The sequence below is a fragment of the Mobilicoccus caccae genome, assembly GCF_030161635.1.
Taxonomy (GTDB): Bacteria; Actinomycetota; Actinomycetes; order Actinomycetales; family Dermatophilaceae; genus Mobilicoccus; species Mobilicoccus caccae.
This window is the reverse complement of record NZ_BSUO01000001.1, coordinates 1,686,867-1,706,584: the sequence shown is the minus strand read 5'-3', so window position 1 is coordinate 1,706,584 and position 19,718 is coordinate 1,686,867. Positions and strand designations below refer to the sequence as shown.

The window sequence follows — 19,718 nt, the reverse complement described above, 5'->3', positions numbered from 1 at the left end:
GAGGTGAGGGCATGGAGATCCTGGACCGTCTGCACCGTCACGCCGAACGCGGCCTCACCGAGCGCGAGCGTCTCGATGACCTGCTCGACTCCGAACTCGTGGGGACGCTGGCGACCGTCGTCGACGGGCAGCCCTGGGCGGTGCCGATGCTGTTCGCCCGCGACGGCGACCGGGTGCTCCTGCACGGCTCGACCGGGGCCGGGGCGTTGCGGCACGTGGCGGCGGGGGCGCCGGTCGCCCTGTGCGTCACCGCGCTGGACGCCCTCGTGGTGGCGGCCACGACGTTCTCCTCCTCGGCCAACTACCGCTCGGCGGTGATCCGGGGGTGCCGCGCCCGCTCGAGGGGGCCGTCGGCGGGAGGCCCTGGAGCTCCTCTCCGAACGCATCCTGCCCGGGCGGCCCACGGAGGTGCGGGCCATGACGCGCAAGGAGATCGAGGCCACGCTCGCCATGGAACTGCCCATCACCGAGGGCTCCTGGCTGATGAAGGCGCGCACCGGGTGGCCGTCGTCGAACGAGGAGGCCGGGGCCGAGGCCGATGTCTGGGCGGGCGTGGTGCCCGTGGTGCGCGGGCACGGCACTGCCGAGCCCGCACCCTGGGCGACGGACTTGCCCGTGCCGGAGTCGGTCGCCGCGCTAGGCTGCGCCGGGTGAGCGACACCCCAGCACAGACCGCGCCCTTCGTCGTCGTCATCGACGGGCCCTCCGGGTCGGGCAAGTCCAGCGTGTCCCGGGCCGTCGCCGACCGGCTCGGCCTGGCCTACCTCGACACCGGGGCCATGTATCGGGCGCTCACCTGGTGGTGCCTGGATCAGGGCGTCGACCTGGAGGACACCGACGCCGTGACGGCCGCCGCCGAGTCCATGCCGTTGCGGATGGGCACCGACCCCACCGACCCGCGGGTCGACGTGGGCGGCACCGACGTCACGGCGGCGATCCGTGAGACGGGCATCTCCTCGGTGGTCTCGGCCGTCGCACGGCACCTGCCGACGCGCGCGGTGCTCATCGCGGCGCAGCGGGAATGCATCGAGCGGTGCAGCCGGCCCGGCATCGTCGCCGAGGGCCGTGATCTGACGACCGTGGTCGCCCCGGACGCCGACGTGCGCCTGCTCATCACGGCCAGTGAGGACGCGCGCTTGGCGCGGCGGGCCCGCGAACTCCACGGCGGCGACGGCGAGGACGCCATCGCGGCGACCCGCGACCAGGTGGTGCGGCGCGACCGCGACGATTCCGCCGTCGCCTCCTTCCTCGAGCCCACCGACGGGGTGCGGCTGTTGGACACCTCCGAGCTCGACTTCGAGACGACCATCGCCGCGGTGCTGGAGCTGGTGGAACGGGCTCGGGCCGGGGTGGTGGACGGGCATGGCGAGCGCGCCCGTTCGCATGCGCGAGAATGAGGGAATGTCCGACCCCACGCACATGACCGAACCCGGTTCACACGACGAGCCCGAGATCGTCATCACCCACATCGACGGTGAGGACGACGGGTCGATCGAGCGGGTGCTGCGCGCCGGCCTCGAGGAGTTCGAGCTCGACGAGGAGGACCTGGCCCTGCTTGAGGGCCGCACCCGCCAGGTCGACGACGAGGACGACGCCGACCGGCCCGTCGTGGCGATCGTCGGGCGCCCGAACGTCGGCAAGTCGACGCTGGTCAACCGCATCCTCGGGCGCCGCGAGGCGGTCGTCGAGGACGTTCCCGGCGTCACGCGCGACCGGGTGGCCTACGACGCCGAGTGGTCCGGTCGCCGGTTCACCCTGGTCGACACCGGCGGGTGGGAGATCGACGCCACGGGCATCCACCTGCGCGTCGCCGAACAGGCCGAGGTGGCCGTCGAACTGGCCGACGTGGTCATGCTCGTCGTCGACGCCGTGGTCGGTGCGACCGACACCGACGAGGCCGTCGTCAAGTTGCTGCGCCGGGCCGGTAAGCCCGTGATCCTCGTGGCCAACAAGGTCGACGACAGCCGCACCGAGGCGGACGCGGCGATGCTGTGGTCCCTCGGGCTCGGTGAGCCCTACCCGGTCTCGGCCCTGCACGGGCGGGGCAGCGGCGACGTGCTCGACGCCGTGCTGGCCGTGCTGCCCGAGAAGTCGGCGGTCGCCGGTGCCTACGCGCGTGGCGGGCCTCGCCGGGTGGCTCTCGTGGGCCGTCCCAACGTGGGCAAGTCGAGCATGCTCAACAAGCTGGCCGGGCAGGAGCGGGTCGTCGTCGACGACCTCGCCGGCACGACCCGCGATCCGGTGGACGAGCTCATCGAACTCGGTGGCAAGACCTGGCGGTTCGTCGACACGGCGGGCATCCGGCGCCGGGTGCACCAGACCCGGGGGCCGACTTCTACGCCTCGCTGCGCACGCGGACCGCTCTGGAGAAGGCGGAGGTCGGGGTCGTCCTCATCGACGCCGGAGACTCGATCACCGAGCAGGACGTGCGGGTCGTGCAGCAGGTGGTCGACGCCGGGCGCGCGCTCGTCATCGCCTACAACAAGTGGGACACCCTGGACGAGGAACGCCGCTACTACCTCGAGCGGGAGATCGAGCGCGAGTTCGTGCAGGTCCCCTGGGCGCCGCGGGTCAACGTGTCGGCGACGACGGGCCGCCACATGGACAAGCTCGTGCCCGCGCTGGAGACGGCGCTGGACTCCTGGGACACGCGCATCCCCACCTCCCGCCTCAACTCCTTCCTCGGCGAGCTCGTCGCCGCCAACCCGCACCCGGTGCGTGGCGGCAAGCAGCCCCGCATCCTGTTCGGCACGCAGGCCAGCACCCGCCCGCCACGGTTCGTGCTCTTCGCCTCGGGGTTCCTCGAGGCCGGCTATCGGCGCTTCATCGAGCGGCGTCTGCGCGAGCAATTCGGCTTCACCGGCTCGCCGATCGAGATCTCCGTGCGGGTGCGCGAGAAGCGTCGCCGCAAGGGCTGAGGGCGGATTCGGCGACCGCCGCCGGTGTGCGGTACTCTCGGGTGGCTCGCGCGGTGAACACCGGGTGAAGCACCCCGCCGCCTGCGCGGGACAACGCAATATCGGGATGTGGCGCAGCTTGGTAGCGCACTTGACTGGGGGTCAAGGGGTCGCAGGTTCAAATCCTGTCATCCCGACGAAAAAGCCCTGGTGGGAGAGGTTTCCCACCAGGGCTTCGTCGTGTCCGGGCTCAGTCCGTCATCGCCTGCGACTTCACTCCCGAAAGTCGGTCTTCACCCCGGATGATGTCGGGGGTGAAGTGCCACTTCGGGGTGTTGAGTTCATTCGTGAGGGACGTCCGCCGACGCGGCCGACGGCAATCCCAGGCCCCCGCCGCAAGGGAATCGCCGAGTGGCAGGTCCTGGCCTCCCGGAGCCCTTTGCGGTGGGGTCCTAGGCTGTCGGCATGGCGAGGGGAGGAGTGGGGCGCAGACCCGATGAGTCGATGACCCTGCTCGTCGAGATCATGGAGCGTCCGCTCGACCCGGCCTACGCCGCCGCGGCCGCCGCCCGCGGCGATCGTCCAAGGCGCCGCCGCCCCTGGAACACGGTCGTCACCGGCGTCGCGGCGCTCGTCATCGGCGCCCTGTTCGCCACCTCGACGCTGACCCTGGCCCGTGGATGGTCGGGCCGCGAGGGCAATCGCGCCGAGCTCGTCGCCCGGATCGACGAGCGCAGGCGCGCCGTCGACGAGCGATCGGCGCAGATCGTCGGCACCCGCTCGCAGCTGCGGGCCCTGGAGACCGGTGCTCTCGACGCGGCCGGTCAGGAGAGGGCCGAGATCGACCGGCTGCGGCTGGCCGCCGGAGACGTCGCCGTCGAGGGCCCCGGGCTGCGGATCACCCTGGACGATGCGGCCGGCCTCGCGCCCGCCCTCGGTGACGGACCGCGTGCCGGCGGCGACGAGGAGACCGGTCGGATCGTCTACCGCGACCTGCAGAACCTCACCAACGACCTGTGGGCCTCCGGCGCCGAGGCCATCTCGATCAACGGCCACCGGCTCACCTCGACCTCGGCGATCCGGTTCGCGGGCCGGGCGATCCTCGTGGGGTTCCGGCCGCTGGCCAGGCCCTACGTCATCGACGCGGTCATCGGCGACCGCGAACGCGCGGCCTTTCTCACCGGTGCCGGCGGCGCCTACCTGGCCGACCTGCGCACCGCGTTCGAGGTCCGCGCCGAGGCGGCCGCACAGAGCGCCCTGACGATCCCTCCCGCCGAGTCCGTGTCCCTGCGGTACGCGCGGGTCCCGACCGGGACGGCCCGGGCGCCGGGAGCGGGCATCGGCACAGCCACCGGCATCCCCGACACGAAGGACGACGACGGATGATCCCCCTCATCGGGCTGCTCATCGGCATCGTGCTGGGCCTCGTGCTCCAGCCGAGCGTGCCACCGGCCCTGCAGCCCTACCTCCCGATCGCGGTGATCGCCGCGCTCGACGCGGTCTTCGGTGGCGTGCGCGCCAGCCTCGACGGCATCTTCGACGACAAGGTGTTCGTCGTGTCCTTCCTCTCCAACGTCGTCGTGGCGGCCCTCATCGTGTTCCTCGGCGACCAACTCGGCGTGGGGGCACAACTGTCGACGGGCGTCATCGTCGTGCTCGGGATCCGCATCTTCTCCAACGTGGCCGCCATCCGACGTCACCTCTTCAAGGCGTGAAGCCCGTGTCCAGCACTGACGAAAGTGCCCCCGCCCGCGACCGGCGCGGTCTGCTCGGCCTGCGCCCCAACCGGTCCGCGCTCCTCGCCGGAGTGCTCACCCTGGCCCTCGGACTCGCCATCTCCGCGCAGATCAACCAGACCCGCGACCTCGGCCTGGAATCCCTGCGCGAGGACGAGCTGGTCAGCGTCCTCGACACGGTCACCCAGCGCTCGGCCAGGCTCGACCAGGAGGCCCGCGAGCTGGAGGCCGAACGGGCCCGGCTCGCCGGCGGCTCCGCCGAGGACGCGCTCGCCCGGGCGCGGGAACGCGTGGGCGACCTCGCGATCCTCGCGGGCACGGCTCCCGCCGAGGGCCCGGGGGTCACGGTGACGATCAGCGGGGGAGAGGGCGTGGTGGCCGCCTCCGGACTGCTGGACCTCGTGCAGGAACTGCGTGACGCCGGCGCCGAGGCCATCCAGATCGGCGACGTGCGGGTCGTGGCCTCGACCGCATTCCAGGACCGCGACGGCGCGATCCTCGTCGACAAATCGCCGATCTCCTGGCCGCTGCGGACCGTCGCGATCGGTGACGCGCGCACCCTGGCCTCCGCCCTGGCGATCCCCGGCGGCGTCGAGGAGTCCTTCCGAGGCCGCGGAGCCACGATCCGCGTCGATCCCGCCGACCGGGTTGTGGTGAATGCATTGCACGCCCCGAGTGAGCCCCGATACGCTCGGGCTGTGTCCCCGGACGAGGGGCACGCGACCCCGTGACCAGCGGTCGAGCCACGTCTCGACCTCACGAAGGAGAACCATGAGCGACCTGGAGTACCCGCAGGAACTGCGCTACACCGCAGAGCACGAGTGGGTGCGAGTCGGTAACGACGACGTCGTGCGCGTCGGCATCACCTCCTACGCCCAGGACGCTCTCGGCGACGTCGTCTACGTCGACCTCCCCGCCGTCGGCGACTCCGTCTCCTCGGGCGACGCCTGTGGCGAGATCGAGTCGACCAAGTCGGTCAGCGACCTGTTCAGCCCCCTCACCGGCGAGATCGTCGCCGTCAACGAGAGCCTCGACTCGGCCTCCGAGATGGTCAACAGCGACCCCTACGGCGAGGGCTGGATGTTCGAGATGAAGGTCACCGACACCACCGAACTCGAGAAGCTCCTCGACGTCGACGCCTACACGGAGACCCTCGACTGACCGAGCACCGCCTCCGCCGATCGGCCCCCGCCCACCTCCCGCAGGTGGGCGGGCCCGTTCCGGGGGCGGCACGAGACCCGCTCGTATCCGACGTTGTTCCGTGACCGTCGACCTGTGGTCTAGGGTGAGATGGCGACGATCGAAAGGACAGGTGAGCCTGCGTGACCGACGACAAGGCCCAGCACCGCGAGCAGGAGAACGAACCCCCGCGCTCCGACCCTGCCACCATGCGGTTCACCGGCGTCCCGGAGTCCGACATCCCGGCCGACTCCGACGTGCGCCTCTCCTCCGAGGACACCTCCACGATCGACGCGCTGCGTCCCGGGACAGCGCTGCTGTTGGTCCTGCGCGGACCCAACACCGGCGCCCGGTTCCTCCTCGACTCGGCGATGACGACCACCGGCCGCCACCCCGACAGCGACATCTTCCTCGACGACGTCACCGTCTCCCGCAAGCACGCCGTCTTCCAGCAGGACGGCGACACGTTCGTCGTCCGCGACGTCGGCTCCCTCAACGGCACCTACGTCAACCGCGAGCGCATCGACTCCGCGGTCCTGCGGGCGGGTGACGAGGTCCAGATCGGCAAGTTCCGCCTCGTCTTCCACACCCCTCGCGCCTCCGCCTGATGTCCGGCGCCCGGGGGCGCCGGGGTCGCGGCTCAGCATCGGACGCGTCCTTGCGGTGCTCCGTCCCGATTTTCCCGACGTCACCATCTCCAAGATCCGGTTTCTCGAGGCGGAAGGGCTCGTCCGTCCCGAACGGACCCCGTCGGGCTACCGCTCCTTCTCCGAGGACGACGTCGAGCGTCTCCGGTTCGTCCTCACCGCCCAACGCGACCGGTTCTGGCCGCTGCGGGTCATCCGGGAGGCCCTGGACGCCCGCGACCGTGGCCTGGAGGTCCCCGACGCCCTCGGAGCCCGCACCCACGTGCCCGATCTCGGGGCCGACGAGGAGGTGCCGGCCGTGTCCACCCTCCTCGGGCCGGATCGTGAGCTGCGCCTGACGCGAACCGAACTGGCGAAGGCCACCGGGCTGGACGCGGCGACGATCGAGGCACTGCTCACCTACGGCCTCCTGACTCCCGACAGCGGCGGTCACTTCGACGCGCGGGCCCTGCAGGTGGCCCACGCGGCCTCCGCGCTGGCCGCGTACGGCCTGGAACCCCGGCACCTGCGCCCCTTCCGCACCGCGGCCGACCGTGAGATCGGGCTGCTGCGTCAGGTGTCGGCCCCCGCCCGCGGACGCTCCGACGACGCGGGGCGGGCGATGGCCGCCGAGGTGCTGCATCACTGCATCGCTCTGCACACGGCGTTGGTCAAAGCCGGACTCTGAGCGCTGCATCCCCTAGCGTGGAGGGGTGATCGATGTCGACGTCCTCGGTGTCCGCGTGGAAATGCCCACGAACAACCCGATCGTCCTGCTGCGTGAGCGGGACGGCGACCGTTACCTGCCCGTGTGGATCGGGGCTGCCGAGGCCGCCGCGATCGCCTACGCGCAACAGGGCGTCGTGCCCCCGCGGCCCCTGACCCACGACCTGCTCGTCGACATCGTCGGCGCCCTCGGGCACACCCTCGAACAGGTGCGGATCGTCGAGATGCGCGACTCGGTGTTCTACGCCGCCCTCGACTTCTCCGGCGGGGTCGAGGTGGGCTCACGCACCTCCGACGCCATCGCGATCGCCCTGCGCTGCGACGCCCCCATCCGCGTGGAGGAGGCGGTCATGGACGAGGCCGGCGTGGTCGTCGACGCCGACGAGGACGAGGAGGTCGAACGCTTTCGGGAGTTCCTCGACCAGGTCTCGGCCGAGGACTTCGGCGGACCCGAGGGGAGGACCCCGGCGAGGGGGACCGGCCCGGGGGAAGCCCGCAGTGAATCGCGGCACGCCGAGGGATGTCATTGGAGCAGTGCACCCCACCCCCGTAACATCGAGCATGGCCGATGGACCCGCGCGAGGGCGCGGGCCTCGCGCCCGCCGGTGAGAGGGAGGGACAGCGTGAACTCGAGGGATCACGGTGCGCCGTCCGGAGTGGTCGCCGCTCCGGTCGTGGTGGGCACCCAGGGCGTGCTGTTCACCACCGACGAAGGCATCGACGACGACCAGGGCTTCCGCGGTCCCATCGCGTGCCGCGCCGCCGGCATCACCTATCGCCAGCTCGACTACTGGGCCCGCACCGGGCTCGTCGAGCCGTCGCTGCGCACGGCCACCGGGTCGGGCACGCAGCGCCTCTACAGCTTTCGCGACGTCCTCGTGCTCAAGGTGGTCAAGCGCCTGCTCGAGACGGGTGTGACGTTGCAGCAGATCCGCGTCGCCGTGTCCACGCTGCGTGAGCGCGGGGTCGACGACCTCGCGCAGATCACGCTCATGAGCGATGGCGCCACCGTGTACGAGTGCACCTCCAACGACGAGGTCATCGACCTGCTCCAGGGCGGGCAGGGAGTCTTCGGTATCGCCGTGGGTCGGGTGTGGCGCGAGGTCGAGGGCGACCTGGCCATGCTGCCCACCGAGCGTCTGGGCGACGATTCCGACGCCGCCCTCGACACCGCCGCGCCGGCGGGTGTCACCGACGAACTCAGCGCTCGTCGCAAGGCCCGCAAGACCGGCTGAACCGCTCGTGGCGGCACGGCCCCCGGTGTTAGTCTTCGGGGGCTGCATGCTCGCGCGTGAGAGTTCGTCAGGCCGGTCATCCACCGGTGGGGCGGCGCCGAAGGGGCAAAACTCCCCGGAACCTCTCAGGCACCCGAAGCGCGTGAGATCGGCACCGTGGAGCCCTCGAAGGTGGTGACACGTGGGGAGGTCGCCGCAGGCGGCAGGTAAGCCCGCCCACGCCCCACCAGGAGGTCGTCGATGACCCAGCCCGTTCCTCCGGCATTCGCCGAACGTCACATCGGTCCCGGAGACGCGGAGACCGCAGCCATGCTCGAGGCGGTCGGCAGCCCGAGTCTCGACGCGTTGATCGACGCGGCGATCCCCGACGGGATCCGCACCGAGACCCCACTCGACATCCCACCGGCCGACAGCGAGCAGGCCGTCATCGACGAGCTGCGGCGGATCGCCTCCCGCAACACCGTGGTCACCTCGATGATCGGCATGGGGTACTACGGCACCCACACGCCCCCGGTGGTCAAGCGCAACATCCTTGAGAACCCCGCCTGGTACACGGCCTACACGCCCTACCAGCCCGAGATCTCCCAGGGTCGTCTCGAGGCCCTGCTCAACTTCCAGACCGTCGTCTCCGACCTCACCGGCCTGCCCGTGGCCAACGCCTCCATGCTCGACGAGGCCACCGCCGCGGCCGAGGCGATGACGCTCATGCGCCGCGCCGCGAAGGCCAAGGACGGCGCCGTGGTCGTGCTCGACAGCCGCCTGTTGCCGCAGACCACGGCGGTCATCGAGACCCGCGCCCTGCCGCTCGGCATCGAGTGCGTCACCCTCGACCTGGACGGCATCGACTCCGCCGACTCGCTCTCCTTCGCCGTGGACGGTAGGCCCGTGTTCGGCGTCATCGTGCAGTACCCGGGCAAGGACGGGCAGATCCGCGACTACCGGGCTCTCGCCGAAGGCGCGCACGGACTCGGTGCGCTCGTCACGGCCGCGGCCGACCTCCTGGCGCTCACCGTGCTCGAGGCGCCCGCCCTGTGGGGGGCCGACGTCGTGGTCGGCACGACCCAGCGCTTCGGTGTCCCCATGGGCTTCGGCGGCCCGCACGCCGGCTACATGGCCGTCGGTCAGAAGTTGTCGCGCACCATGCCCGGACGGCTCGTCGGGGTCAGCGTCGACGTCGAGGGGGAGCCGGGATACCGGCTCGCGCTGCAGACGCGTGAGCAGCACATCCGTCGCGAGAAGGCGACGAGCAACATCTGCACCGCCCAGGTCCTGCTGGCCGTCATGGCCTCGATGTACGCCGTGTGGCACGGCCCGGTGGGCCTGCGTGAGATCGCCGTGCGCACCCACTCCCACGCCCGCGCCCTCGCCGACGCGCTGCGCGCCGGGGAGTGGAGGTCCTCACCGACGTCTTCTTCGACACGATCACCGTCTCGGTGCCGGGTGCGGCCCGCGAGATCGCCGCCAAGGCCCTGGCCAACGGCGTCAACCTCTGCGTCGTCGACGACGACCACCTGTCGATCAGCACCGACGAGACGACGGTCCCGGCGCACCTCGAAGCCGTGTGCTCCGCCTTCGGTGTCGACGCGCCGGAACAGGTCGAGATCGTCGAGCCCGAGTACGGGGCACTGGCACGGGCCTCGGAGTACCTGACGCACCCGGTGTTCCACGCCTACCGCAGCGAGACCTCGATGCTGCGGTACCTGCGCCGGTTGGCCGATCGGGACTACGCCCTGGACCGCGGCATGATCCCGCTCGGCTCGTGCACGATGAAGCTCAACGCCACCACCGAGATGGAGGCCATCACCTGGCCGGAGTTCTCGGCGCTGCACCCGTTCGCCCCCGCCGACCAGACCGAGGGCCTGCGCGACCTGGCCGCGCAGCTGTCGTCCTGGCTGGTCGACATCACCGGCTACGACGAGGTGTCGCTGCAGCCGAACGCGGGCTCCCAGGGTGAGCTCGCCGGGCTCATGGCCATCCGCGCCTACCACCGCGCGAACGGCGACCACGAGCGCGACGTCTGCCTCATCCCCAGCAGCGCCCACGGCACCAACGCCGCGAGCGCCGCCATGGCCGGCCTCAAGGTCGTCGTCGTCGCCTCGGCCGCCGACGGTTCGGTCGACATGGACGACCTGCGCGCCAAGATCGAGAAACACGGCGAGCGCCTGGCCGCGATCATGGTCACCTACCCCTCCACGCACGGGGTGTACGAGGACACGATCATCGAGCTGTGCAAGCTCGTGCACGAGGCGGGCGGTCAGGTCTACGTCGACGGCGCCAACATGAACGCCCTGGTCGGTGTGGCCCGACCGGGTGAGTTCGGGGCCGACGTCAGTCACCTCAACCTCCACAAGACGTTCTGCATCCCGCACGGCGGTGGCGGCCCCGGTGTCGGACCGGTGGGGGTGCGCAAGCACCTCGCGCCCCACCTGCCCAACCACCCGCTGGCACCCGAGGCCGGGCCGGACTCCGGCGTCGGACCGATCTCGGCGGCGCCGTTCGGGTCCGCGAGCATCCTGCCGATCAGCTGGGCCTACATCCGGCTCATGGGCGGCACCGGGTTGGCCGCGGCCACCAAGATGGCGGTGCTGGGTGCCAACTACGTCGCCAAGCGCCTCGGTGACCACTACCCCGTGCTCTACACGGGTGAGAACGGGCTCGTCGCCCACGAGTGCATCCTCGACCTGCGTGAGATCACCAAGGTCAGTGGTGTCACGGTCGACGACGTCGCCAAGCGCCTCATCGACTACGGCTTCCACGCCCCGACCATGAGCTTCCCGGTCGCCGGCACCCTCATGGTCGAGCCGACCGAGAGCGAGGACAAGGAGGAGCTGGACCGCTTCTGCGACGCGATGATCGCCATCCGCGCGGAGATCCAGCAGGTCATGGACGGTGGGATCGCCGTCGAGGCCAGCGTGCTGCGCGGAGCTCCGCACACCGCGCGGTGCCTCGCGGGGAGTGGACCGCCGAGTACGACCGGAGGGAGGCCGCCTACCCGGCCGGCGTCGACCCGCGCGCCAAGTACTGGCCGCCGGTGCGGCGCATCGACGGTGCGTACGGCGACCGCAACCTCATCTGCTCCTGCCCGCCTCCGGAGGCGTTCGAGGACTGACGTTCGCCACCAGCGGACTTCACACGGCCCCGGACGCGCGCGTCGCGCGTCCGGGGCCGTACAGTTGCGGGGCCGATCCCCCGAACGAACGGACGGACGTCCATGGGCCAGGAAGTCGCAGGCGGTGAGTGGAGCAACACCCAGCGCCAGCAGTATCGCGAGAAGGTTCGTCAGAATCTCGACGTGTTCGAGCGCATGCTCTCGGTCTCGAGTTTCGAGGCCGGACGCTTCATGACCGGCATGGAGATGGAGTTCTGCCTCATCGACGAGGACCTCGGGCCGGCCTTTCGTAACGAGGAGGTCCTCGAGGCCATCGACGACGACGCGTTCGTCCACGAACTGGCCCGCTTCAACATCGAGGTCAACGTCGATCCCCGCACCCTGGAGGGCGACGGTCTCATCGGTCTCGACCACGACGTGTGCGAGGCGTTGACCGCGGCGCAGACGGCCGCGGGGCACGTGGGTGCCCGGTTGGGGATGATCGGCATCCTGCCCACGCTCATGGCTCAGCACGTGACCGAACCAGGGTGGATGAGCAGGCCGAAGCGGTACGCAGCCCTCAACGACGCGATCATGCGGGCCCGCGGCGAGGACACCTTCATCGATATCTCGGGTGAGTCGGGGGAGCGGGTCACGCTGTACTCCGACTCCATCGGACCCGAGGCTGCCTGCACCTCTGTGCAACTGCACCTGCAGGTCGCCCCCGGCGACTTCGCCGCCTACTGGAACGCCGCGCAGGCGATCGCCGGACCGCAGCTGGCGCTGGCCGCCAACTCCCCGTTCTTCGCCGGTCAGATGCTCTGGCACGAGACCCGCATCCCGTTGTTCACCCAGGCCGCGGACACGCGGTCGATCGAGCTGGCCAACCAGGGCGTGCGTCCGCGCGTGGAGTTCGGCGACCGGTGGATCACCTCGATCTTCGACCTGTTCGAGGACAACGTGCGGTACTTTCCGGCGCTGCTCCCCGAGACCACCGACGAGGACCCGGTCGCCCTGCTGGACAAGGGGGAGCCGCCGGAGCTGGCCGAGCTGCGCCTGCACAACGGCACGATCTACCGGTGGAACCGGCCGATCTACGACACCGCCGGTGGGCGGCCGCACCTGCGGGTGGAGAACCGCGTGCTGCCCGCCGGGCCGACGATCATCGACGTCATGGCCAACACGGCCTTCTACTACGGGCTGCTCATCTACCTCGCCAACGAGGACCGTCCCGTGTGGACCCAGATGAGCTTCTCGGCCGCGAGCACCAACTTCCGGCACGGCGCCCGCGACGGGATGGGGGCCCGCCTGTACTGGCCCGGGTACAGCTCGATCTCCCCCGACGAGCTCACCCTGCGCCACCTGCTGCCACTCGCCGAGGAGGGGCTCTCGCAGTGGGGCGTCTCGGCCGAGGTGCGCGACACCTACCTCAAGGTCATCGAAGGGCGGGCGATCTCGCGTCAGAACGGCGCGATCTGGCAGCGGGACGTCGTGTTCGCGCTCGAACGGTCGGGTCTCGACCGCGCCGCGGCCCTGCGGCGCATGCTCCAGCTCTACCTCGAGAACAGCGAGGCGAACGAGCCGGTGCACACGTGGGAGATCCCCGGGAGCTGAGCGGGCGACCTCGGCCGGGGCGCCGGGGCGCGGCCGATAGGCTGGGCACGAATCCGTTCACGAACTGGTGAAAGTTGGTGCCATGGCTGTTCGTCGCGTTGCCCTGTTGACCGCCGGAGGGTTCGCCCCCTGCCTGTCCTCCGCCGTCGGAGGTCTGATCGAGCGGTACTCCGCCGTCGCCCCCGACGTGGAGATCATCGCCTACAAGCACGGCTACCAGGGGCTGCTCACGGGCGACTACCTGACCGTCGACGCCACCGTGCGGGACAAGGCCCACCTGTTGCACCGGTACGGCGGGTCGCCGATCGGCAACTCCCGGGTCAAGCTGACCAACACCAAGGACCTGGTGGCGCGGGGGCTCGTGCCCGAGGGCGTCGACCCGCTGGACTTCGCGGCCCAGCGCCTCACCGAGGACGGCGTCGACGTGCTGCACACCATCGGTGGCGACGACACGAACACGACGGCCGCCGACCTGGCCGCCCACCTGGAGAAGACCGGCCACCACCTCACCGTCGTCGGTCTGCCCAAGACGATCGACAACGACATCGTGCCGATCCGGCAGAGCCTCGGCGCGCAGACGGCCGCCGAGCAGGCCTCGAAGTTCGCGCAGAACGTCGTCGCCGAGCACAACTCCGGCTCGCGCATGCTCATCGTGCACGAGGTCATGGGCCGCAACTGCGGGTGGCTCACCGCGGCTGCGGCGCGCGAGTACCGGGCGTGGCTGGACGCCCAGGAGTGGCTGCCCGAGATCGGGCTCACCCGTGAGGCGTGGGACGTGCACGGCGTGTACGTGCCCGAGGTCGAGATCCACATCGACGAGGAGGCCGAGCGCCTCAAGACGGTCATGGACACCGTCGGCAACGTGACGATCTTCCTCTCCGAGGGGGCCGGCGTGTCCGACATCGTCGACCTCATGGAGAAGAACGGCGAGGAGGTCCCGCGCGACGCGTTCGGTCACGTGCGGCTCAACGAGATCAACCCGGGTGCGTGGTTCGGCAAGCAGTTCGCCGAGAAGCTCGGTGCCGAGAAGGTCCTCGTGCAGAAGTCGGGCTACTTCTCGCGGTCCGCACCGGCCAACGAGACCGACCTCGACCTGATCCGCCAGATGACGACGATGGCGGTCGACCGCGCGCTCGAGGGCACCCCGGGCGTCATCGGCCACGACGAGGACCGCGACGACGAACTCCGCGCGATCGAGTTCGACCGCATCGCCGGCCACAAGCCCTTCGACTACCGGCTGCCGTGGTACATCGAGATGCTCGAGCAGATCGGTCAGGGCCGCCCCCTGGGGCAGCACCCGGGTGGTCAGTGACGCGGATCACCTTGTGAGCGAAGGACTCTGAGCTTCGACGCCGAACGGGGTCGGGCAGGTGCCAGTGACATGGCATCGGCCCGGCCCCGTTCGCGTGGGCGCATCGTGAGTGGGCGGAAAAGTCTCAGTTCGATATCGGCCGTGACGAATAGGTCAACGGGTAACCGGCCACGCCCTGCTGCCGGCCGGCCGCCTCGGGGGCCCGATTCGCACCGCTGACGCGGTGACGTGCACTGATGTCGAACAGGAAGAAGTCTGCCCGTGCGTTTTCGACGCCTGTCCACCTTGGCTGCGGCCTCCATGATCGCCCCCGTACTCGTGGTTCTGCCCATGCCGGCCAACGGTGAAACCGCCCCCAAACCCGTCGAGACGACCCAGGAGGCAGCCCCTCTGGTCGACCCCGCCGACCCCGCGGTGGGTGACGGGAACGTCGCCACCGGTCGTGACCTCGCTCTCGCCAAGGACAAGACGCCGGAGGTGCCGCAGACCTCCGAACTCGAGGTGCTCGGTGCCACCGGCCGTCAGGCCATCGACAGCGACCTCGCCGTCATCGGCGTCACCTGGGAGGGCGAGAAGCCCCTCGCGGTGCAGTACCGCACCGAAGGCCCCGAGGGTTGGGGCACGTGGCAGGGCGTCGAGACCGAGTCCGAGGGCCCGGCGGACGAGCCGTCGGCAGAGGCCCGCGCCGGCTCGGACCCCATCGTCGTCACCGGGGCGAAGGCCGTGCAGGCCCGCATCCTCGGCGGCGAGGGCGACCTGCCGCACGACCCGAAGCTGTCGGTCATCGACCCGGGTCAGGCCGAGGCCGACGCGGCGACCGAGGACCGTGCGGACGCCGCACACGCCGCCGCCGCCCGCCCGAGCATCCGGTCACGCGCCGCGTGGGGCGCCGACGAGTCGATCCGCAAGGGCCGCCCCTCCTACGGGGTCGTGCGCGGCGCGATCGTCCACCACACCGCCGGTACGAACAACTACAGCCAGAGCCAGGTCCCCGCGATCATGCGCGGCATCTACGCCTTCCACGTCAAGGACCGCGGGTGGAGCGACATCGGCTACAACTTCCTCGTCGACAAGTGGGGTCGGATCTGGGAGGGCCGCTACGGCGGCACCAACCGGGCCGTCATCGGCGCTCAGGCCTCCGGCTTCAACGAGGCCACCATGGGTATCTCCCTCATGGGGGACTACCGCAAGGTCCGGCCCTCCACCGCCGCGATCGACGCCATGACCCGCGTCATCGCCTGGAAGGCCTCGGTGCACGGGTTCGACCCGCGCGGCCGGTTCAGCCACCGCGGCGGCACCTACCGCAACGTCAGCGGCCACCGCGACGTCGGGTCGACCTCCTGCCCCGGCCTCATCTACAACTCCCTGTCGACGATGGCCGCGCGCGCGGCAGCCCAGCGTGGCGGCGTCGGCACCACCGGCGGTTCGTCGCAGACGCCGGGCACCACCCGCCCGCCGGCCGTCGCGAAGCCGCCGGCCGGAGGTCTCAACGTCGCCGACGTCATGGTCCTCGGCAGCACCGGACGCATGTTCGCCGTCAGCCCGACCGGGTCGAACTCCATCAGCTCGGCCCGCTCCATCCACACGGGCAACTGGCGCGGCTACAACCCGGTGCTCGTGACCGGCGACATGTCCGGCGACCGGTTCCCCGACCTCATCTCCCGCCTGCCCGACGGCCGCCTCGTCATGCACCCCGGCAGGGGATCCGGCGTGGGGGAGCGCCGGTTCATCGGATCCGGGTGGAACGTCATGAGCCACATGGTCGCCCCGGGCGACTGGAACGGCGACGGCCGCGCCGACCTCATCGGGGTCGACCGGCGCAACGGCAAGATGTACCTCTACCGCGGTCTCGGCGGCGGACGGTTCGCGAGCAAGCTCGAGATCGGCCGCGCCTGGGGCGGGATGCGCCACATCCTCGCCGTCGGTGACTGGAACGGCGACCGCCGCCCCGACATCGTGGGCATCACGGCAGCGGGCCAGGTCTACCTCTACCGCGGCAACGGTCGCGGCGGGTTCCTGCCCGGCGGGCGCGTCAACCTCGGCAAGGCATCGGGCTACTCCACGTTCGTCGGCATGAACGGCGCCGGCCGGATCCTCGCCATCAAGAGCGACGGGACCGCCGCGGTGCTGCAGTCCTCCGGCACCTCGCTCAAGGCCACGCGGGTCTCCCCGCACTTCCGCGGACTGACGGTCTTCCCCGGCTGATCGACTTCGACGCCTTCGGGCCGGTCCGCGATCGCGCGGGTCGGCCCGAAGGCCTGTCGGGGGCATCGCTCATACTCGATCCGTGACAGAGACACGTTCTTCGGCTCCGCGCGACCTCACCCGGTTCGCCTGGCTCTCGATCGCCACGGCGGTGGTCACCATCGCCCTCAAGACGGGGGCGTGGTACCTCACGGGCTCGGTCGGGCTCCTGTCGGACGCCGCCGAGTCGGTGGTCAACCTCGTGGCGGCCTTCGTCGCGCTCATCGCGCTGCGGGTGGCGGCCAAACCCGCCGACAAGAGCCACCTCTTCGGACACAGCAAGGCCGAGTACTTCTCGGCGGCGGTCGAGGGGATGATGATCTTCGTCGCGGCGATCTTCATCATCGTCATGGCGATCGAGCGGCTCATCAATCCCGCGCCGATCGAGAACGTGGGCATCGGCCTCGGGATCTCGGTGGTGGCCGCGGTGCTCAACGGCGGCGTCGCGGTGGTGCTGCTGCGGGCCGGACGGCGCTACCGGTCGAACACGCTGGTCGCCGACGGCAAGCACCTGATGACCGATGTGTGGACCACCGGCGGTGTGCTCGTCGGGGTGTTCCTCGTGGCGGTCACCCAGTGGCAGCCGCTCGACCCGATCGTCGCGCTGCTCGTGGGCGTCAACATCGTCGTCACCGGCTGGAAGTTGTTGTCGGAGTCCATCGGCGGGCTCATGGACGTGTCCTGGCCCAAGGAGGAGAACCGCGAACTCGCCCGTCTCATGCGCACGTTCACCTCCGAGGAGGTCGACATCCACGCCCTGCGCACGCGTGAGGCGGGCCATCACCGGTACGTCGAGTTCCACCTCCTCGTGCCCGGCGCCTGGACGGTGCAGCAGGCGCACGACCTCTGCGAGGACATCGAGGAAGCCATCGATGCGGCCTTCGACGGCGTCCTCATCTCCAGCCACATCGAGCCGCGCGAGGACCCGCGGGCCTACTCCGACTTCGACGCGGAGGTCGCGCTCCCCACGGATTGAGCAGGCTGTGGCGCGCATCACACCGGGGGTCTGCCTCGGCACTCTCAGGTCGGACGTCCAAATGTCGATGAGACAGCACCGCAGGGGTGCGGGGGACGGACGAACAGGGGTGAGGAACATGGAGGTTCTGGACAGGCTCGACACGCGACTCACATCGGTGTTGACGAGCAAGGGCTGGAAGCGTCAGGGGACGCGGCGGTTCATCGGCCGGACCCACATCGTCGAGGTGCTGCCCGGCGGGGCGGGGGACCGGGTGACCGTGTTCTACGGACGACTCGGCACATCGGGGGACCCGTCGCGGCTGGCGGAGTGCTCGCGGATCACGTTGGTCGGGCACGGGGAGCTGGACCGGTTCGTCACCCGTCTGTGAGCGGCGGTCTCGCCTCGTAGGGTGTGGGTGGGCCGTGCATGCGGCCACGAGACGAGGGAGCCGAGATGACGGACGACCAGGCGATCGCGAACGGCGCGCGGCGGGTGGACCTCACCCGCATCGGGCCGGAGCAGTACGAGGCGACGAACGTGCGTGGAGGGCGGATCACGCTCGGCACGGGGCAGAACGAGGACTTCACCCCGGTCGAACTGCTCCTCGCGGCGATCGCGGGGTGCAGCGGTGTCGACGTCGACCTCATGACGGCCCGCCGCGCCGAGCCGCTCGAGTTCTCCATCACCTCACGGGGCGACAAGGTCAACGACGAGCAGGGTCACCACATGGACAACCTCGAGGTCACCTTCACGTTGAGGTTTCCCGAGGGTCCGGGCGGGGACAAGGCGCGCGAGATGGCGCCCCGGGCGATCGAGGCCTCACGCGACCGGCTGTGCACCGTGTCGCGGACGGTCTCGCTCGGGACGCCGATCACCATGCGGCAGCAGGACTGATGGCACGACCCGATCCGCCCCGGGTGCCGGAGCACCTGGTGCCTGCCGAGGACCTGGGTGTCGGGTCCGTCATCGACCTGGGGACCTACGTCGTCAGCCGCGAGGAGATCCTTGACTTCGCGACCCAGTGGGACCCGCTGCCCATCCACGTCGATGACGAGGCGGCGGCGAGCGGCCCGTTCGGCGAGGTCATCGCCAGTGGGCTCCATACGCTCAGCCTCTTCCAGAGGTTGACCGTCGAGCGCGCCTTCGGTCGGTGGGCCGTCGTGGCGGGGCGGGAGCTGCGTCAGGTCCGGTTTCGGGCACCGGTGCGGGCGGGCGCGATCATCAGCGGAACGCTCACGGTGGAGGCGGTCGAGCCGACCCGACCCGACCGATCGCTGGTCACGGTGGCCGGAGTCCTGCGCGCGGGGGACGCGGAGGTGCTGACCCTGGTCCTCGACGTCTACGTCCGGCGCCGGAACAACGCCCCGAGCGAGACGAGACGCCCCGATCCGACGCGGTCCGGGCCGCTCTGAACCGCGGGAACGGCCATGCCGCGCCGTAGGGCGCTGCGGGCCGCCGGAGGATGCCCCGCACCCTCGACGGCGCGGGCGACGGCCTCCGCGTAGGCCGCGTGACCGGAGGCCCGGGGCAGGAACGAGTTCTCCAGCGGCGTCGTCACCGCATGCAGGTCGCCGACCCCTTCGTCGAACAGGGCACGGACGTCGACGGCGAGGGCTCCCTGGCCGCGCGCGACCTCCAGGAGGAGGTCGTCGAGGTCGTCGGTGAGGCGCGCGAGCGCCCGGTGCGCCGACACCGCACTCTCGCTGCGACGACGAGGAGCCGTTGGGTGCGGATAACCCGTGACGACGACGTCGGCCTTGGGGCTGCGCTCACGGATCTCGACCAGGAGGGTGCCCAGGCGGGCGGGGAAGTGCAGCGGGATCTCCCGTCCGGCGGCCTCGATCTGCGTGACCGCGCCGGCGGACCGCCAGGGCAGGACACAGGCCAGGGCGAGGTCGGTGAGCCCGACGTCGTAGGCACCGACGGTGAGGGTGACCAGCCGCGTCTCCTCGCCGACGGCCTCGACCTGCGTGGACAGGACATCCTCGACGGTCGCTCCCCGGCAGGCCCGGTAGTCGAGGTCCAGTCCGAGGGCTCGTGACAGAAGGACCGGGTAGCCGCCGGCGCGACGGGAGTGCTGACCCGGGGTCTGCGAGCCGATCC

17 protein-coding genes, 1 tRNA gene, 4 pseudogenes and 1 riboswitch are annotated in these 19,718 nt (G+C 70.8%); of the genes and pseudogenes, 21 read left to right on the top strand and 1 reads right to left on the bottom strand.

What is annotated here, in order from left to right:
• Window positions 1-11: 11 nt before the first annotated feature.
• The 21 genes and pseudogenes from QQK49_RS08205 to QQK49_RS08105 form a co-directional block, all read left to right on the top strand.
• Window positions 12-269, top strand: a pseudogene (locus QQK49_RS08205) (pyridoxamine 5'-phosphate oxidase family protein); the annotation flags it as partial.
• A 148-nt stretch (window positions 270-417) separates the two neighbouring features.
• Window positions 418-654 (top strand): hypothetical protein, encoded by a 237-nt coding sequence (locus tag QQK49_RS08200; protein ID WP_284305980.1) that lies wholly within the window; start codon window positions 418-420, stop codon window positions 652-654.
• Window positions 651-1,397, top strand: coding sequence for a (d)CMP kinase (cmk, locus tag QQK49_RS08195; protein WP_284305852.1), 747 nt, complete (start codon window positions 651-653; stop codon window positions 1,395-1,397). Before QQK49_RS08200 ends, cmk begins: the two co-directional genes overlap by 4 nt.
• Window positions 1,398-1,419: 22 nt before the next feature.
• A pseudogene (der, locus tag QQK49_RS08190) lies at window positions 1,420-2,918 on the top strand (ribosome biogenesis GTPase Der).
• 102 nt (window positions 2,919-3,020) lie between these two features.
• Window positions 3,021-3,094: transfer RNA gene (locus tag QQK49_RS08185), tRNA-Pro, on the top strand.
• 307 nt (window positions 3,095-3,401) lie between these two features.
• A complete protein-coding gene (locus QQK49_RS08180) occupies window positions 3,402-4,283 on the top strand; it encodes a DUF881 domain-containing protein (protein ID WP_284303509.1) in 882 nt (293 codons plus the stop codon).
• Window positions 4,280-4,612, top strand: coding sequence for a small basic family protein (locus QQK49_RS08175; RefSeq protein WP_284303508.1), 333 nt, complete (start codon window positions 4,280-4,282; stop codon window positions 4,610-4,612). The genes QQK49_RS08180 and QQK49_RS08175 overlap by 4 nt, the downstream gene beginning before the upstream one ends.
• Before the next feature lie 5 nt (window positions 4,613-4,617).
• The gene (locus QQK49_RS08170) at window positions 4,618-5,364 is read left to right on the top strand and encodes a DUF881 domain-containing protein (RefSeq protein WP_284303506.1); all 747 of its coding nucleotides are present in this window, start codon (window positions 4,618-4,620) and stop codon (window positions 5,362-5,364) included.
• 40 nt (window positions 5,365-5,404) lie between these two features.
• A complete protein-coding gene (gcvH, locus tag QQK49_RS08165) occupies window positions 5,405-5,794 on the top strand; it encodes a glycine cleavage system protein GcvH (protein ID WP_284303505.1) in 390 nt (129 codons plus the stop codon).
• A gap of 227 nt (window positions 5,795-6,021) precedes the next feature.
• On the top strand, window positions 6,022-6,420 hold the full coding sequence (locus tag QQK49_RS08160) for an FHA domain-containing protein (RefSeq protein WP_431310581.1): 399 nt from the start codon (window positions 6,022-6,024) through the stop codon (window positions 6,418-6,420).
• Window positions 6,421-6,475: 55 nt separating this feature from the next.
• The gene (gene ftsR / locus QQK49_RS08155) at window positions 6,476-7,126 is read left to right on the top strand and encodes a transcriptional regulator FtsR (protein WP_284303503.1); all 651 of its coding nucleotides are present in this window, start codon (window positions 6,476-6,478) and stop codon (window positions 7,124-7,126) included.
• Window positions 7,127-7,187: 61 nt separating this feature from the next.
• A pseudogene (locus QQK49_RS08150) lies at window positions 7,188-7,526 on the top strand (bifunctional nuclease family protein); the annotation flags it as partial.
• A gap of 294 nt (window positions 7,527-7,820) precedes the next feature.
• Window positions 7,821-8,399: a MerR family transcriptional regulator gene (locus QQK49_RS08145; protein ID WP_431310580.1), complete on the top strand. Its 579-nt coding sequence runs from the start codon at window positions 7,821-7,823 to the stop codon at window positions 8,397-8,399.
• Window positions 8,400-8,444: 45 nt separating this feature from the next.
• Window positions 8,445-8,550, top strand: a riboswitch (glycine riboswitch).
• A gap of 89 nt (window positions 8,551-8,639) precedes the next feature.
• Window positions 8,640-11,508, top strand: a pseudogene (gene gcvP, locus QQK49_RS08140) (aminomethyl-transferring glycine dehydrogenase).
• A gap of 102 nt (window positions 11,509-11,610) precedes the next feature.
• Entirely contained in the window at window positions 11,611-13,101 is a 1,491-nt protein-coding gene (locus QQK49_RS08135) for a glutamate-cysteine ligase family protein (RefSeq protein ID WP_284303502.1), read from the top strand.
• Window positions 13,102-13,183: 82 nt separating this feature from the next.
• Window positions 13,184-14,413, top strand: a complete 1,230-nt coding sequence (locus QQK49_RS08130) for a pyrophosphate--fructose-6-phosphate 1-phosphotransferase (protein WP_284303501.1) — start codon at window positions 13,184-13,186, stop codon at window positions 14,411-14,413.
• Between the two features lie 261 nt (window positions 14,414-14,674).
• Window positions 14,675-16,618 (top strand): FG-GAP-like repeat-containing protein, encoded by a 1,944-nt coding sequence (locus QQK49_RS08125; protein WP_284303500.1) that lies wholly within the window; start codon window positions 14,675-14,677, stop codon window positions 16,616-16,618.
• Window positions 16,619-16,700: 82 nt separating this feature from the next.
• Complete coding sequence (locus QQK49_RS08120) at window positions 16,701-17,633, top strand: cation diffusion facilitator family transporter (RefSeq protein WP_284303499.1); 933 nt, start codon at window positions 16,701-16,703, stop codon at window positions 17,631-17,633.
• A gap of 118 nt (window positions 17,634-17,751) precedes the next feature.
• The gene (locus tag QQK49_RS08115; protein ID WP_284303498.1) at window positions 17,752-18,003 is read left to right on the top strand and encodes a hypothetical protein; all 252 of its coding nucleotides are present in this window, start codon (window positions 17,752-17,754) and stop codon (window positions 18,001-18,003) included.
• Window positions 18,004-18,068: 65 nt separating this feature from the next.
• A complete protein-coding gene (locus QQK49_RS08110) occupies window positions 18,069-18,509 on the top strand; it encodes an OsmC family protein (protein ID WP_284303497.1) in 441 nt (146 codons plus the stop codon).
• Complete coding sequence (locus tag QQK49_RS08105) at window positions 18,509-19,027, top strand: MaoC/PaaZ C-terminal domain-containing protein (protein ID WP_284303496.1); 519 nt, start codon at window positions 18,509-18,511, stop codon at window positions 19,025-19,027. The genes QQK49_RS08110 and QQK49_RS08105 overlap by 1 nt, the downstream gene beginning before the upstream one ends.
• On the opposite strand, the gene QQK49_RS23215 is transcribed toward QQK49_RS08105, so the two are convergent.
• Complete coding sequence (locus QQK49_RS23215) at window positions 18,955-19,716, bottom strand: GDSL-type esterase/lipase family protein (RefSeq protein WP_431310579.1); 762 nt, start codon at window positions 19,714-19,716, stop codon at window positions 18,955-18,957. The two genes, QQK49_RS08105 and QQK49_RS23215, sit on opposite strands and share 73 nt — an antisense overlap.
• Window positions 19,717-19,718: the final 2 nt, after the last annotated feature.

What these genes read in the sequence shown, in the direction of transcription:
- QQK49_RS08200 (WP_284305980.1), top strand. Translation starts at nt 418, where the DNA reads ATGACGCGCAAGGAGATCGAGGCCACGCTCGCCATGGAACTGCCCATC.
- QQK49_RS08180 (WP_284303509.1), top strand. Translation starts at nt 3,402, where the DNA reads ATGACCCTGCTCGTCGAGATCATGGAGCGTCCGCTCGACCCGGCCTAC.
- QQK49_RS08175 (WP_284303508.1), top strand. Translation starts at nt 4,280, where the DNA reads ATGATCCCCCTCATCGGGCTGCTCATCGGCATCGTGCTGGGCCTCGTG.
- gcvH (WP_284303505.1), top strand. Translation starts at nt 5,405, where the DNA reads ATGAGCGACCTGGAGTACCCGCAGGAACTGCGCTACACCGCAGAGCAC.
- QQK49_RS08160 (WP_431310581.1), top strand. Translation starts at nt 6,022, where the DNA reads ATGCGGTTCACCGGCGTCCCGGAGTCCGACATCCCGGCCGACTCCGAC.
- QQK49_RS08135 (WP_284303502.1), top strand. Translation starts at nt 11,611, where the DNA reads ATGGGCCAGGAAGTCGCAGGCGGTGAGTGGAGCAACACCCAGCGCCAG.
- QQK49_RS08130 (WP_284303501.1), top strand. Translation starts at nt 13,184, where the DNA reads ATGGCTGTTCGTCGCGTTGCCCTGTTGACCGCCGGAGGGTTCGCCCCC.
- QQK49_RS08115 (WP_284303498.1), top strand. Translation starts at nt 17,752, where the DNA reads ATGGAGGTTCTGGACAGGCTCGACACGCGACTCACATCGGTGTTGACG.
- QQK49_RS08110 (WP_284303497.1), top strand. Translation starts at nt 18,069, where the DNA reads ATGACGGACGACCAGGCGATCGCGAACGGCGCGCGGCGGGTGGACCTC.
- QQK49_RS08105 (WP_284303496.1), top strand. Translation starts at nt 18,509, where the DNA reads ATGGCACGACCCGATCCGCCCCGGGTGCCGGAGCACCTGGTGCCTGCC.